Genomic DNA, 13092 nt, shown 5'->3' with positions numbered 1-13092 from the left:
CCGTGATACCGCGAGCAGAATCTCAGCGTATTCTGCCCAATCTATCGCTGCGGAAGATAACGCAGCGGGTTTACGGATTTCCCCTTGTAACGAATTTCAAAATGCAAACGTACTGAACTGGTACCGGTGCTACCCATGGTGGCTATTTTTTGACCCGCCTTCACTTCTTGTTGTTCCCGGACCAGCATTGTGTCGTTATGAGCGTAGGCGCTCAGGTAATCATCATTATGTTTGATGATGATTAGATTACCGTAACCCCGTAAAGCGTTGCCTGCATACACTACGCGGCCATCGGCGGTAGCGAAGATAGGCTGCCCACGGGAACCGGCGATATCGACACCCTTATTCCCACCTTCTGATGAGGAAAAGTTATCAATAACCTTACCGTCAGTCGGCCATCTCCAGGTACTGACCGGAGCGCTGTTGCTGACGGTGCTGCTCACAGGTGGAGCGGCTTCCGGCGCGGTAACAGGCGCAGTCGCGGTCCCAACCGCTGCGGCACCTGCTGCAGGTAACATCTTACCTACATTCTGTTTACCCGAGTTTTCAGAATACGCGTTAGTTGATTGAGAATCAACCGTTGCCGTCTGGATCTGGGAGCTGGAAGGTGGCTTCGGAACACCGCCTTTGGTCGCATCTGTCGTCGCCAACATGCCGCCGCCGCCGTTGGCAGAACCATTACCAAGCTGAATGGTTTGGCCAACATTCAGGCTGTATGGCTCGGGAATATTGTTGCGCTGCGCCAGGTCGCGGAAATCATTGCCGGTGATCCAGGCGATATAAAACAGCGTGTCGCCGCGCTTGACCGTATAAGTTTCGCCGCCGCTGTAGCTCCCTTTAGGGATGGCGTTATAACTGCGGTTATAGACAATGCGGCCCTCTGGGCTGGCCTGCTGCACTCCGCCATTATTATTGCCGGATGGAGCGGCACCGCCGCCCCCCACGCTGCTGATAGGAGCCGACGTCGAGGCCGTATTCGTACAACCCGCCAACCACAAACTTACCATCGTACACACCGCTACCCGGCGTAACGTAATCATTGGGCTTCCCGTGCTCATGCTTCCCCCATGACAGCAATATCAGTGATATATCCAAAATACCCTTTACATCGTAGCCGAGCTTTTGCCACTTCCCAGTTTCTGCGATGTAAAGGCGCCGCCGGCCGATCCCTGAACGCCAGGTCATCTCGCGCCGGAGCATCAAAACGCGCGCCAATGCTAACCACATTGGCGTTGCCGCACCATAAGACAACTACGTAGAAAGGCCAATTCTAGTGAAAATTAGCCTGATTGGAACGAGAAAACCTTATCCGGCCATGATGAAAGTGCAACAGATTTTGCAGACGGTCGAAAATTCAGACAATCGCTAGGCCAATTCGCCTTTCACCAACGGCACAAAGCGCACCGCCTCTACCGCATCGACAACGAAATCGTTGCCATGACGCTGAATGCGTTTGAGGGTTTGGGCTTGCTCGCCCACCGGCAACACCAAAATGCCGCCGTCGTCCAGCTGCTCCACCAGCGCCTGCGGGATCTCCGGCGGCGCGGCAGTGACGATGATCGCATCGAACGGGCCGCGCGACGCCCAACCCTGCCAACCGTCGCCGTGGCGGGTGGAAACATTGTGAAGATCGAGCTGTTTCAGGCGGCGCTTGGCCTGCCACTGCAGCCCCTTGATGCGTTCGACGGAACAAACGTGTTGCACCAGATGCGCCAGGATAGCGGTTTGATAACCGGAACCGGTACCGATCTCCAGCACCCTTGAGGTAGGTTTCAGATTCAGCAGCTCGGTCATCCGCGCCACCATATAAGGCTGGGAAATGGTCTGACCGGAACCGATCGGCAATGCGGTGTTTTCGTAGGCCTTATGATCCAGCGCTTCATCGACAAAACGCTCGCGCGGCACCGCTTCGATCGCCCGCAGCAGCTTTTCGTCTCGGATCCCCTGCTGCCGCAGCTGCGTCAGCAATGTTTGCATGCGCTTATTCACCATTCCCCGCTAACCTCTGCCTTGGTTAACCATGTTTTCACGACTTCTTGCGCCGCGTAGGCGGTTAAATCCACCTGCAGCGGCGTTATCGCCACATAGCCTTGTTCCACCGCCGCAAAGTCGGTATCCGGCCCGGCATCAAATTTATCACCAGGCGGCCCGATCCAGTAGATATTTTGTCCGCGCGGATCCTGCTGGCAGAAGACCTTGTCGGCGGGATGGCGGCTGCCGCAGCGGGTAACGCGCAGGCCTTTGATCTCAGCCAGCGGCAGATCCGGCACGTTAATATTCAGAATTTTTCCGGTACGTAGCGGTTCGCGCTGCAGCGCGCGCAGGATGCGGCAGGTAATGGCGGCGGCGGTCGCGTAGTGCTGGTGGCCGTTCAGCGACACCGCCAAGGCAGGCAACCCCAGGTGCCGGCCCTCCATCGCCGCCGCGACGGTGCCGGAATAGATAACGTCGTCGCCCAAATTCGGCCCGGCGTTAATGCCGGATACCACGATATCGGGCGCCGGGCGCATCAACGCGTTGACGCCAAGGTAAACGCAGTCGGTCGGCGTCCCTTGCAACACCGCAATATCCCCGTTGGCCAGCGTCTGCGTGCGCAACGGCGACTCCAGCGTTAAAGCATTGGAAGAGCCGCTGCGGTTACGATCCGGCGCCACGACCTGCACTTCGGCGAATTCCCGCAGCGCCGCCGCCAGCACCTGAATGCCCGGGGCGCTGACGCCGTCATCGTTACTCAGCAATATCCGCATCACTGTTATCCTGCTGCATGATCTCGCGAACCACGCTGGTAGCAAAGCTGCCCGCCGGCAGCCAGAAGCGCAGTTCCACGGTAACGTCATCCCACCAGTTCCACTGCAAATTTTGCGGCTGCAACAGCAGGGCCCGGCGAGCGGGTTCGATACGCTCGCGCTTTAAAAGCGTAAGCAATTCCGGTTGTTCCGCCAAGCATTGTTGTTCAAAAGCCAAGGCTTGGCCGGCGGTGCCTGGCTCACCGTCGCCCGGCAAGGGAGCCGTGATCGCCAGCTCGCCGGCATCCAGCCGTTGCTGCAACGTCTCCAGCTCATCGGCTTTGGCGACGAACCAGCTGCCGCGCCCACTCAGCTGCAGGGCATCCCCTTCCAGCACGGTGCGCTGCAGCCCGTCAGCCAGGCGTTGGCTCGCGATCAGATTGAACAGCGCGCTGCGGCTGGCGGACAGGTAGAAGCTGCGCTTACTGCGCTCTTTGACACGAATTTCGTCGTTCGCCCAGCGGCGCGCCATCACCAGGTTGTTGCCGCCGCGGCCGAAGCGTTGGCTGCCGAAATAGTTTGGCACGCCCTGCGCGGCGATGGCCTGCAGGCGACGTTCCACGTCCTGCCGATCGGAAATCTGGCGCAGCACCAGCGTAAAGTGGTTGCCCTTCAGATTGCCGATGCGCATTTTGCGCAGGTGGCGGGCGAACGAGAGCACCTCGCAGCCTTCCAGCGTAAACCGGGAGAAATCCGGCGTGTCCTTACCCGGCATATGCAGGCAGAACCACTGTTCGGTCACCGCGTGGCGATCCTTCAAACCGGCATAGCTGACGGAACGGGCGTGAATACCGGCGAAGCGCGCCAGATAGTCGGCCACGAACTGGGTATTGCAGCCGTTTTTACGGATATTTACCAGCACGTGCTCACCTTCACCGTCCGGCGCAAAGCCCAGATCTTCGACCACCACAAAATCTTCCGGATTGGCTTTCAACACCCCGGAACTCTGCGGCCGGCCATGCAGCCAGGTCAGATTCGCCATATCCATGCGGTTATTCCTTGATCAGCAAGGCGACCGCTTCGCAGGCGATGCCCTCGCCGCGCCCGGTGAAACCGAGCTGTTCGGTGGTAGTGGCCTTCACGTTGACGTCATCCATATGGCACTGCAGGTCTTCCGCCAGGAAGACGCGCATCTGCGGGATGTGCGGCGCCATTTTCGGCGCCTGAGCGATGATGGTGATATCGAGGTTACCGAGGCGGTAACCTTTGGCGCGGATGCGTTTCCAGGCTTCGCGCAGCAGCTCGCGGCTGTCGGCGCCTTTGAAGGCCGGATCGGTATCGGGGAACAGTTTGCCGATGTCGCCCAGCGCCGCCGCCCCCAACAGGGCGTCGGTGGCGGCATGCAGCGCGACGTCACCGTCGGAGTGGGCCAGCAAGCCTTTGTCGTAAGGGATGCGAACACCGCCGATCACCAACGGGCCTTCGCCGCCGAATTTATGTACATCAAAACCGTGACCGATACGCATGATGCGCTCCTTAATTGTCTAACTGGGTCAAATAGAACGCCGCCAGCGCCAAATCCTCCGGCCGCGTTACTTTAATGTTGTCCGCCCGGCCGGCGATCAGCAGCGGATGATAGCCGCAATGTTCCAGCGCCGAAGCTTCGTCGGTGACGTTCGCGCCTTCATCCAGCGCGCGCTGCAGGCACTGCTTGAGCAGCGGCAGCGGAAACAGCTGCGGCGTCAGCGCATGCCACAGATCCTGCCGTTCAACGGTGTGGGCGATGGTGTCGCGGCCGGGTTCGGCGCGCTTCATGGTGTCGCGCACCGGCGCGGCGAGAATGCCGCCCACCTTGCTGTGTGCGGTGATCGCCAGCAGGCGCTCGAGATCGTCGGCGTGCAGGCAGGGGCGCGCGGCGTCGTGCACCAGCACCCAGTCCGCATCACCCGCCAGTTTCAACCCGGCCATCACCGAATCGGCGCGCTGTTTGCCGCCCTCGGTGACGGTTACCCGCGGATCCTGAGCGATGGGCAGCCGTTCGAACTGACGATCTTCGGGGCCGATCGCCACGATCACCCGTTCAATGCGCGGGTGGCGCAACAGGGCGTGGATGGCGTGTTCGACGATGCTGTGCCGGCCGATGGTTAAATATTGCTTCGGGCATTCCGCCTGCATGCGGCTGCCGATACCGGCAGCGGGCAGGACGGCAATCACCGAGGGAAAGGTGCCTGCGGAGTGATTCATGCGTTATTTTTGTGCGTTATTTTGCGAGGAAGACGCCGCGTTGCGTCTGGATTGGTCAGGAACCAGACGATAGAAAGTCTCACCGGGCTTGATCATGCCCAGCTCATTACGCGCACGCTCTTCGATCGCTTCCTGTCCGCCGTTCAAATCATCGATTTCGGCAAACAGCTGATCGTTACGCGCTTTCAACTTGGCGTTGCTACCCTGTTGGACCGCAACGTCTTCATTGACTCGCACGTAATCGTGAATACCATTTTTGCCCAGCCACAGTGAATACTGTAACCAACCGAGCAATGCCAGCAATAGCAGCGTAAGTTTTCCCATCTCCGCCCCCTGAAAAACCGACCAATCATCCCACAACTTCTCGTTGGACTCCACACTGAGAGCGGCATTTCAACGCCAAATTCAGAATACGGATGAAGGGTTCCCGTGTTTATCGCCTAATTCCGCTGCGAAAGCGGCAAAAAACGCCCCTTTGGCTCGGCGCACGCGCCGCGTTTTCCAATGAGACACACTCTATCCTACCTCCATTATGCAGCAAGAATCACTGCATCACCGCTTCCTGACACATCGCTTACGCCATAGCAAAGCAAAAAGTGAATATTTAACACCATAGAGAGAATAATCGTCATGCAGCGGTTGCACTTTCATTCATTGAAGCTTATTTTTATGCACTCATAGTGCATAAATAATTCCAATATATAACCATTCATTATCGGGGATCGCGATGTTAAAACGTTTAGTTCTGATCGGCGCCTGCCTGGCCGCCACCTTCTCCATCGCTGCGTTGGCGGCTGAACCCACCTACGTCGTCGGCTCCGGCGGCACCTATCGGCCATTCGAATTTGAAAACAGCCAAAAGCAGCTGGAAGGTTTCGACATCGACATCATCAAGGCGGTGGCCAAGGCCGAAGGCTTCCAAATCAAACTGATCAATACGCCGTGGGAAGGGATCTTCGCCACGCTGAACTCCGGCGATCGCGATATCATCATTTCCGGCATCACCATCACCGATAAGCGCAAGCAGATGGTTGATTTCTCTGCGCCTTACTTCCCGGCTGATCAGGCTATCGTGGTGCCGCAAGACTCGAAGGTGGACTCCATCGCCGCGCTGAAAGCGCTGAAGGTCGGCGTGGTGAACTCCAGCACCGGCGACATCGTGGTGTCCGACGCGCTGGGTAAAAACAGTACCGCCATCAAGCGCTTCGACAATACCCCGCTGATGCTGCAGGAGCTGTATGAAGACGGCATCGGCGCGGCGGTCGGCGACGTCGGCGTGGCCAAGTTCTATATCAAGACCCACCCTGAGAAAGCCTTCAAGCTGGTGCCCGACGCCAAGTTCGAGCGCCAGTATTTCGGCATCGCCGTCGCCAAAGGCAACGATGAGCTGCGCAACAAGATCAACGCCGGCCTGAAGAAAATCGTCGCCGACGGCACCTACGCCAAGATCTACCAAACCTGGTTCGACAGCAACGTACCGACGCTGCCGGCGGAATAATCCCCTGTCGCCGGCGCCCGCAAGGGCGTCGGCGCACCACCGTTTCAGCCTACCAAGAAGGAATACCCCTTGAACTTCCGCTGGGAGATCATCCAGGAATACGCGCCGCTGTTTATGGAAGGCGCCTGGATGACCATCAAATGCACCATTATCTGCGTGCTGCTGGGCACCACCTGGGGCTTGATCCTCGGGCTGGGCCGTTTGGCGCAGGCGCCGCACGGCATCTGGAAACCCATCCTGCATTACGGCGTTCAGTGGCCGGTGCGCATCTACATCAGCGCCTTTCGCGGCACGCCGCTGTTCGTGCAGATCATGGTGGTGCACTTCGCGCTGGTGCCGCTGTTCATCAACCCGCGTGACGGTCTGCTGGTCACCAGCGGCCTGATGAGCGTCGATTTCGCCCGTGCGCTGCGCGCCGACTACGGCGCCTTTCTCTCCTGCGTGGTGGCGATCACGCTCAACGCCGGCGCCTATGTGTCGGAGATCTTCCGCGCCGGGATCCAGTCGATCGACCGCGGCCAGATGGAGGCATCGCGCTCGTTGGGCATGAGCTACGGCAAGACCATGCGCCAGGTGATCCTGCCGCAAGCCTTCCGGCGCATGCTGCCGCCGCTGGGCAACAACGCCATCGCCATCGTCAAGGATTCGTCGCTGGCCTCCGCCATCGGCCTGGCGGATCTGGCCTATGCCGCCCGTACCGTCTCCGGCGCCTACGCCACCTACTGGGAGCCCTACCTGACCATTTCGCTGGTCTATTGGGTCATCACCTTCCTGCTCTCGCTGCTGGTGCAGCACATGGAAAAGAGGTTCGGTAAAAGTGATTCGCGTACATAATCTGCAAAAACAGTTCGGCGAAAGCCACGTGCTGCGCGGCATTTCCTGCCGGATCGCCGCCAACGAAGTGGTGTGCGTCATCGGCCCTTCAGGCTCGGGGAAGAGCACCTTCCTGCGCTGCATCAATGCGCTGGAGACGCTCTCCGGCGGCGAGATCGAGGTCAACGGTTTCGCCGTCCACGATCAGAAAACCGACCTGAATAAGATGCGGGAAAGCGTGGGCATGGTGTTCCAGCGTTTCAATCTGTTCCCGCACATGACGGTGTTGGAAAATATCATCATGGCGCCGGTGAGCGTGAAGAAACAGCCGCGCGCCGAAGCCATCGCGCAAGCAGAACAGCTGCTGCTCAAGGTCGGCCTGCTCGACAAGATCGACGCCTATCCCAACAGCCTGTCCGGCGGCCAGCAGCAGCGGGTAGCGATCGCCCGCGCGCTGGCGATGGAGCCGAAGATCATGCTGTTCGATGAACCGACCTCCGCGCTCGATCCTGAGCTGGTGGGCGAAGTGTTGGCGGTGATGAAATCACTGGCCCACGAGGGCATGACCATGGTGGTGGTGACGCATGAGATGGGCTTTGCCCGCGAGGTGGCCGACCGGGTGCTGTTTATCGATCAGGGGATCATTCAGGAGGAGGGTGCGCCGCAGCAGATCTTCAGCCAGCCGGCCAATCCGCGCACTCAGGCGTTTCTGAGCAAAGTTTTGTAACCTTCGACACGGCTTTGCAATCCTTCGGGCGCCGGCATCGGCGCCCGCTCTCTCACCACCCGGTCAGGAAGCTGAACACCAGCCAGAACAGGCACAGCACGATCGCGCCGGTCAGCAGAAGCGTCAGGATCAGACGGCCGCGCAACAGCATGCTGAGGGTGATGCCGATCAGCACCGACAGCGGCATCAGCGCCAGGAAGAACGGCCAGGTATAGAGCAGGAAAAACAGCGTGTTGGAACCGTAAACCAGAAACGGCAACGCGAACGCCAGCCAGTAGAAAACAAAGCCGCTGACGCCGCCCAGGAAAGAATAAGAAGGCTCCTCTCTCTCCTGTTTTGACTGCTTGGAGTCGATCAAGATAGGCGTGACATTTTGCATAGTGATCCCTGGTTATTCGGCTCGCTCTGCGGCGGCTTAGAGTAAAAAGCGCATGGCGAAAAACGCCACACGCTTTTTTTTGAATTCAGGGTTTGATAATAGCCTGACCACGTAACACGTCTAACAATTGCGCAATCAAATTTGTTACCAATTGTTGGCCGTCGAGGTGGATTTCCGGCTGCTGCGGCGCCTCATAAACCGCGTCGATACCGGTGAAATTGCGCAGCTCGCCGGCGCGCGCTTTTTTATACAACCCTTTCGGATCGCGCGCCTCGCAGATCGCCAACGGCGTGTCGACGAACACCTCGATAAAGCGATCCTCGCCGAGCATCTCGCGCACCATTTGCCGCTCGGCGCGGTGCGGCGAAATGAATGCGGTCAGCACCACCAGCCCGGCATCCACCATCAGTTTGGCCACTTCCCCCACCCGGCGGATGTTCTCGCGCCGATCCTCGTCGGAAAAACCGAGATCGCGGCACAGACCGTGGCGCACGTTATCGCCGTCCAGCAGATAGGTGCTGACGCCAAGCCCATGCAGCGCCTGCTCCAGCGCGCCGGCGACGGTGGATTTGCCCGAGCCGGACAGCCCGGTAAACCACAGCACCGCGCCGCGGTGGCCGTTGCGCGCTTCGCGATCCGCACGCGTCACCGCATGCGGATGCCAAACCACGTTCTCATCATCCGGCCCGGTCGCCCTCAGTTCAGCGGCCACCTTATCGGCCACCGAGCAGATCGCGTGCGCCCCAATGCGGGAAGTGCTTGCGCACCAGCGCATTCAGCTCCAGCTCGAAGGCGCTGAATTCGCCGCGCGCCGCCGAGGCATCCTGCAGCGTTTCACGCACCAGACCGGCGCCAACCGTCACGTTGCTCATGCGATCGATGAAGATCAGCCCGCCGGTGTCGTGATTGCTCTGATAGCTGTCCAGCACCAGCGGTTCGTCGAAGGTCAGCTCCACCAACCCGATGCCGTTGAGCGGCAATGTGTCGGCCGGGTGTTGCGCCAGCGTGTTGATCTCCACCTGATGGCGAATGCTCTCCACGCGGGCGCGGGTCTTTTTGCCGGCGATCTTGATGTCGTAGCTCTGGCCCGGCACCAGCGGCTGCTCGGCCATCCATACCACGTCCACCCGCGCGCTCTGCGCCGCCTGCAGACTTTCTCCGGCGTCGACCAGCAAATCGCCGCGGCTGATGTCCACTTCATCTTTCAGCACCAGCGTAATCGCCTCGCCCGGCACCGCTTCTTGCAGATCGCCGTCGAAGGTCACGATGCGCGCCACGCTGGACTCCACGCCGGAAGGCAGCACTTTGACCCGTTGCCCCACCCGCACTACGCCGGCGGACAGCGTGCCGGCATAGCCGCGGAAATCGAGGTTCGGGCGGTTGACGTACTGCACCGGGAAGCGCAGCGGCTGGTTTTCTCGCTCGCTGATCACATCCACGCTCTCCAGCACTTCCAGCAGCGTCGGGCCGCTGTACCACGGCATATGGGCGCTTTCGCTCGCCACGTTGTCGCCGTCCAGCGCCGACAGCGGCACGAACTTGATGTCCAGATCGCCAGGCAGCTGCTGGGCGAAGGTCAGGTAATCCTGTTTGAACTGCTCGAACACCGCTTCCTGATAGTCCACCAGATCCATTTTGTTTACCGCAACCACCAGATGGCGAATGCCCAGCAGGGTCGCGATAAAGCTGTGGCGGCGAGTCTGATCCAACACCCCTTTGCGCGCGTCGATCAACAGGATCGCCAGATCGCAGGTCGAGGCGCCGGTGGCCATGTTGCGGGTGTACTGCTCGTGCCCCGGGGTATCGGCGATGATAAATTTACGTTTTTCGGTCGAGAAATAGCGATAGGCCACGTCGATGGTGATGCCCTGCTCGCGCTCGGCCTGCAGGCCGTCCACCAGCAGCGCCAGATCGAGCTTTTCGCCCTGAGTACCGATGCGTTTGCTGTCGCTGTGCAACGTCGACAGCTGATCCTCGTAGATCTGGCGGGTATCGTGCAGCAGGCGGCCAATCAGGGTGCTTTTGCCGTCATCGACGCTGCCGCAGGTCAGAAAGCGCAGCAGGCTCTTGTGCTGCTGCGCGTGCAGATAGGATTCGACGCCGCCCTGGTCAGCGATTTGTTGTGCAATTGCGTTGTTCATCCGGCGGCTCCTTAGAAATACCCTTGACGCTTTTTCAGCTCCATCGAGCCGGACTGATCGCGATCGATCATCCGCCCCTGGCGTTCACTGGTGGTGGAGACCAGCATCTCTTCGATGATCTCCGGCAGGGTTTGCGCCTGCGAATCCACCGCGCCGGTCAGCGGCCAGCACCCCAGAGTGCGGAAACGCACCATGCGCTGGCTGATCACTTCGCCCGGCTGCAGATCGATGCGATCGTCGTCCACCATCATCAACATGCCGTCGCGCTCCACCACCGGGCGCGGTTTCGCCAGGTACAGCGGCACGATGTCGATCTTTTCCAGGAAGATGTACTGCCAGATATCCAGCTCGGTCCAGTTCGACAGCGGGAAGACGCGGATGCTCTCCCCTTTGTTGATCTGGCCGTTGTAGTTGTGCCACAGCTCCGGCCGCTGGTTTTTCGGATCCCAGCGGTGGAAGCGATCGCGGAACGAATAGATGCGCTCTTTGGCGCGCGATTTCTCCTCGTCGCGCCGCGCACCGCCGAAGGCGGCGTCGAAACCGTACTTGTTCAACGCCTGCTTCAGGCCCTCGGTCTTCATGATGTCAGTATGCTTAGCACTGCCGTGCACGAACGGGTTGATGCCCATCGCCACCCCTTCCGGGTTTTTATGCACCAGCAGCTCGAAGCCGTACTCCTTCGCGGTGCGATCGCGGAATTCGTACATTTCGCGGAATTTCCAGCCGGTATCGACGTGCAGCAGCGGGAACGGCAGCGTGCCGGGGAAGAACGCCTTACGCGCCAAATGCAGCATCACGGAAGAGTCCTTGCCGATGGAATACAGCATTACCGGGTTGGCGAATTCAGCGGCGACTTCACGGATGATATGGATACTCTCCGCCTCCAATTGCCGCAAATGAGTGAGTCGTTTTTCGTCCATAACAGATCCTTAAAAGCCTTGCCTATGCCAAATTCACGACGGCCGGGCGCACGGCCCCTTCCGTCTGCGATTGATGCCCGAACCAGGCGATTTGATGGTGCAGTTCCACCACCTCGCCGATCACCAACAGCGCCGGCAACGGCGCCCGTTGGGCCAGGTGTTCCAATTGATCCAGCGTGCCGATCTGCACCTGCTGATCGGCGCGCGTGCCGCGGCTGATCACCGCCACCGGCGTCGCAGCGTCGCGGCCGTGGGCGATCAGGCGTTGGCTGATGTCCGCCGCCTTCATGGTGCCCATGTAGATAGCCAGCGTTTGCCGCGTCCGGGCCAGATCGGCCCAGTCCAGGCCATCGCCGTCCGGGCGGCAGTGGCCGGTGATAAAGGTCACGCTCTGCGCGTGATCGCGATGCGTCAGCGGAATGCCGGCGTAGGCGGTCGCCCCCGCGGCGGCCGTGACGCCCGGCACCACCTGGAACGGAATGCCGGCGGCGGCGGCCACCTGCAGCTCTTCGCCGCCGCGGCCGAAGATGAACGGATCGCCGCCCTTGAGGCGCACCACCCGTTTGCCCTGCTGCGCCAGCTCCACCAGCAGCCGGTTGGTCTCTTCCTGGATCACCGAGTGCGCGCCGGCGCGCTTGCCCACGCAGATGCGTTCGGCGTCGCGGCGCACCAGATCGAGGATCTCACCGCTGACCAAATGGTCATACAGCACCACGTCCGCCTGCTGCATCACCTGCAGCCCGCGCAGGGTCAACAGCCCCACGTCGCCCGGCCCGGCGCCCACCAGGGCGATCTCGCCCTGTGCGCCTTCATCGCCTGCGGCGAAGCGGTGTAAATCCTGCTCCAGCTGGCGTTCCGCCTGCGCCGTCTGGCCGTTGGCCACCAGCGTGGCGAAACGGCCGCCGAAGGTTTTCTCCCAGAAACGGCGACGTTCGCCGATCGAAGCCAACCGCTGTTTGACCTGGCCGCGCCAGCGGCCCGCGACCTGCGCCATCTGCCCCAAACTGGCGGGCAATAACGCCTCCAGCTTTTCGCGCAGCAGTCGCGCCAGCACCGGCGCCTGGCCGCTGGACGACACCGCCACCACCAGCGGCGAGCGATCGATGATCGACGGGAAGATGAACGAGCAGCGCGGCTGATCGTCCACCACGTTGGCTAACACCCGGCGTTTATCCGCCTCGGCGAACACCGCGGCGTTCAGCGCGTTGTCGTCCGTGGCGGCGATCGCCAGAAACACGTCGTCCAACTGCTGCGGATCAAAGGTTTTCCCCAGCCAGAACACCCGCCCTTGCTGACGTTGTTGTTCCAGTTCCGGTGAGAGCGACTGCGCAACTATCCGTATTTCAGCCCCGGCGCGCTGAAGCAAGGAGACTTTGCGCGCCGCCACGTCACCACCGCCAACGACCAGCACCGGGCGTTGTTTCAGGTCGGCGAATATTGGTAGATAGTCCACAACAGCCTTTTCATATAACAGAAAGATAGTGTGACTATACGGGCTGAGATTTAGCCTCTGAAATGACGAAAAGGAATGATTAGTTACTTTATGGAATATAGGCCGCAACGCAGGAGGCAAACGGTAATACTCACGGCGGCGGTTTGCGCGTTCGCGCGAAAATTAAGAGACAGGGAAATTGTGTAATGCCG

15 protein-coding genes are annotated in these 13092 nt (G+C 60.2%); 3 read left to right on the top strand and 12 right to left on the bottom strand.

Going from position 1 to position 13092, the window contains the following annotated elements:
• Window positions 1-41: 41 nt before the first annotated feature.
• The 7 genes from nlpD to ftsB all read right to left on the bottom strand — a co-directional run bounded on the left by nlpD (window position 42) and on the right by ftsB (window position 5294).
• Window positions 42-1040 (bottom strand): murein hydrolase activator NlpD, encoded by a 999-nt coding sequence (gene nlpD, locus AC2CGQ_RS18760; RefSeq protein WP_015376692.1) that lies wholly within the window; start codon window positions 1038-1040, stop codon window positions 42-44.
• 325 nt (window positions 1041-1365) lie between these two features.
• On the bottom strand, window positions 1366-1992 hold the full coding sequence (locus AC2CGQ_RS18755) for a protein-L-isoaspartate(D-aspartate) O-methyltransferase (protein WP_004932585.1): 627 nt from the start codon (window positions 1990-1992) through the stop codon (window positions 1366-1368).
• Window positions 1986-2747 carry a 5'/3'-nucleotidase SurE gene (gene surE, locus AC2CGQ_RS18750; protein WP_015376691.1) on the bottom strand — a complete coding sequence of 254 codons (762 nt, stop codon included), beginning with the start codon at window positions 2745-2747 and terminating at the stop codon, window positions 1986-1988. Before surE ends, AC2CGQ_RS18755 begins: the two co-directional genes overlap by 7 nt.
• The gene (gene truD / locus AC2CGQ_RS18745; protein ID WP_015376690.1) at window positions 2728-3774 is read right to left on the bottom strand and encodes a tRNA pseudouridine(13) synthase TruD; all 1047 of its coding nucleotides are present in this window, start codon (window positions 3772-3774) and stop codon (window positions 2728-2730) included. The genes surE and truD overlap by 20 nt, the downstream gene beginning before the upstream one ends.
• A 4-nt stretch (window positions 3775-3778) precedes the next feature.
• A complete protein-coding gene (ispF, locus tag AC2CGQ_RS18740; RefSeq protein WP_004932594.1) occupies window positions 3779-4252 on the bottom strand; it encodes a 2-C-methyl-D-erythritol 2,4-cyclodiphosphate synthase in 474 nt (157 codons plus the stop codon).
• A gap of 10 nt (window positions 4253-4262) precedes the next feature.
• Entirely contained in the window at window positions 4263-4970 is a 708-nt protein-coding gene (gene ispD, locus AC2CGQ_RS18735; protein WP_004932598.1) for a 2-C-methyl-D-erythritol 4-phosphate cytidylyltransferase, read from the bottom strand.
• Between the two features lie 3 nt (window positions 4971-4973).
• Window positions 4974-5294: a cell division protein FtsB gene (ftsB, locus tag AC2CGQ_RS18730; protein ID WP_021505314.1), complete on the bottom strand. Its 321-nt coding sequence runs from the start codon at window positions 5292-5294 to the stop codon at window positions 4974-4976.
• A 403-nt stretch (window positions 5295-5697) separates the two neighbouring features.
• Between ftsB and AC2CGQ_RS18725 the strand changes: the two genes are divergently transcribed.
• The 3 genes from AC2CGQ_RS18725 to AC2CGQ_RS18715 all read left to right on the top strand — a co-directional run bounded on the left by AC2CGQ_RS18725 (window position 5698) and on the right by AC2CGQ_RS18715 (window position 8008).
• The gene (locus tag AC2CGQ_RS18725) at window positions 5698-6468 is read left to right on the top strand and encodes a basic amino acid ABC transporter substrate-binding protein (RefSeq protein ID WP_484593817.1); all 771 of its coding nucleotides are present in this window, start codon (window positions 5698-5700) and stop codon (window positions 6466-6468) included.
• 114 nt (window positions 6469-6582) lie between these two features.
• Window positions 6583-7302, top strand: a complete 720-nt coding sequence (locus AC2CGQ_RS18720; RefSeq protein ID WP_042706788.1) for an amino acid ABC transporter permease — start codon at window positions 6583-6585, stop codon at window positions 7300-7302.
• Window positions 7286-8008 (top strand): amino acid ABC transporter ATP-binding protein, encoded by a 723-nt coding sequence (locus AC2CGQ_RS18715; protein WP_004932608.1) that lies wholly within the window; start codon window positions 7286-7288, stop codon window positions 8006-8008. Before AC2CGQ_RS18720 ends, AC2CGQ_RS18715 begins: the two co-directional genes overlap by 17 nt.
• A gap of 52 nt (window positions 8009-8060) precedes the next feature.
• On the opposite strand, the gene AC2CGQ_RS18710 is transcribed toward AC2CGQ_RS18715, so the two are convergent.
• The 5 genes from AC2CGQ_RS18710 to cysG form a co-directional block, all read right to left on the bottom strand.
• Entirely contained in the window at window positions 8061-8387 is a 327-nt protein-coding gene (locus AC2CGQ_RS18710) for a DUF3561 family protein (RefSeq protein ID WP_004932611.1), read from the bottom strand.
• 85 nt (window positions 8388-8472) lie between these two features.
• On the bottom strand, window positions 8473-9162 hold the full coding sequence (cysC, locus tag AC2CGQ_RS18705) for an adenylyl-sulfate kinase (protein WP_081877830.1): 690 nt from the start codon (window positions 9160-9162) through the stop codon (window positions 8473-8475).
• Window positions 9101-10528 carry a sulfate adenylyltransferase subunit CysN gene (gene cysN, locus AC2CGQ_RS18700; RefSeq protein WP_033631809.1) on the bottom strand — a complete coding sequence of 476 codons (1428 nt, stop codon included), beginning with the start codon at window positions 10526-10528 and terminating at the stop codon, window positions 9101-9103. The genes cysC and cysN overlap by 62 nt, the downstream gene beginning before the upstream one ends.
• Window positions 10529-10539: 11 nt before the next feature.
• Window positions 10540-11448 carry a sulfate adenylyltransferase subunit CysD gene (gene cysD, locus AC2CGQ_RS18695; RefSeq protein ID WP_004932620.1) on the bottom strand — a complete coding sequence of 303 codons (909 nt, stop codon included), beginning with the start codon at window positions 11446-11448 and terminating at the stop codon, window positions 10540-10542.
• A gap of 22 nt (window positions 11449-11470) precedes the next feature.
• Window positions 11471-12901: a siroheme synthase CysG gene (gene cysG, locus AC2CGQ_RS18690; protein WP_484593816.1), complete on the bottom strand. Its 1431-nt coding sequence runs from the start codon at window positions 12899-12901 to the stop codon at window positions 11471-11473.
• Window positions 12902-13092 lie beyond the last annotated feature (191 nt).

It is taken from the genome of Serratia sp. DFXYC6, assembly GCF_057196085.1.
The sequence above is the reverse complement of the archived record's forward strand: the minus strand, read 5'-3'. Positions and strand labels throughout refer to the sequence as shown.

Bases quoted from the DNA above. Each gene is read 5' to 3' on its own strand.
- nlpD (WP_015376692.1), bottom strand. From the start codon at position 1,040: ATGATTACGTTACGCCGGGTAGCGGTGTGTACGATGGTAAGTTTGTGG.
- AC2CGQ_RS18755 (WP_004932585.1), bottom strand. From the start codon at position 1,992: ATGGTGAATAAGCGCATGCAAACATTGCTGACGCAGCTGCGGCAGCAG.
- surE (WP_015376691.1), bottom strand. From the start codon at position 2,747: ATGCGGATATTGCTGAGTAACGATGACGGCGTCAGCGCCCCGGGCATT.
- truD (WP_015376690.1), bottom strand. From the start codon at position 3,774: ATGGATATGGCGAATCTGACCTGGCTGCATGGCCGGCCGCAGAGTTCC.
- ispF (WP_004932594.1), bottom strand. From the start codon at position 4,252: ATGCGTATCGGTCACGGTTTTGATGTACATAAATTCGGCGGCGAAGGC.
- ispD (WP_004932598.1), bottom strand. From the start codon at position 4,970: ATGAATCACTCCGCAGGCACCTTTCCCTCGGTGATTGCCGTCCTGCCC.
- ftsB (WP_021505314.1), bottom strand. From the start codon at position 5,294: ATGGGAAAACTTACGCTGCTATTGCTGGCATTGCTCGGTTGGTTACAG.
- AC2CGQ_RS18725 (WP_484593817.1), top strand. From the start codon at position 5,698: ATGTTAAAACGTTTAGTTCTGATCGGCGCCTGCCTGGCCGCCACCTTC.
- AC2CGQ_RS18720 (WP_042706788.1), top strand. From the start codon at position 6,583: ATGGAAGGCGCCTGGATGACCATCAAATGCACCATTATCTGCGTGCTG.
- AC2CGQ_RS18710 (WP_004932611.1), bottom strand. From the start codon at position 8,387: ATGCAAAATGTCACGCCTATCTTGATCGACTCCAAGCAGTCAAAACAG.
- cysC (WP_081877830.1), bottom strand. From the start codon at position 9,162: ATGCGCTGGTGCGCAAGCACTTCCCGCATTGGGGCGCACGCGATCTGC.
- cysN (WP_033631809.1), bottom strand. From the start codon at position 10,528: ATGAACAACGCAATTGCACAACAAATCGCTGACCAGGGCGGCGTCGAA.
- cysD (WP_004932620.1), bottom strand. From the start codon at position 11,448: ATGGACGAAAAACGACTCACTCATTTGCGGCAATTGGAGGCGGAGAGT.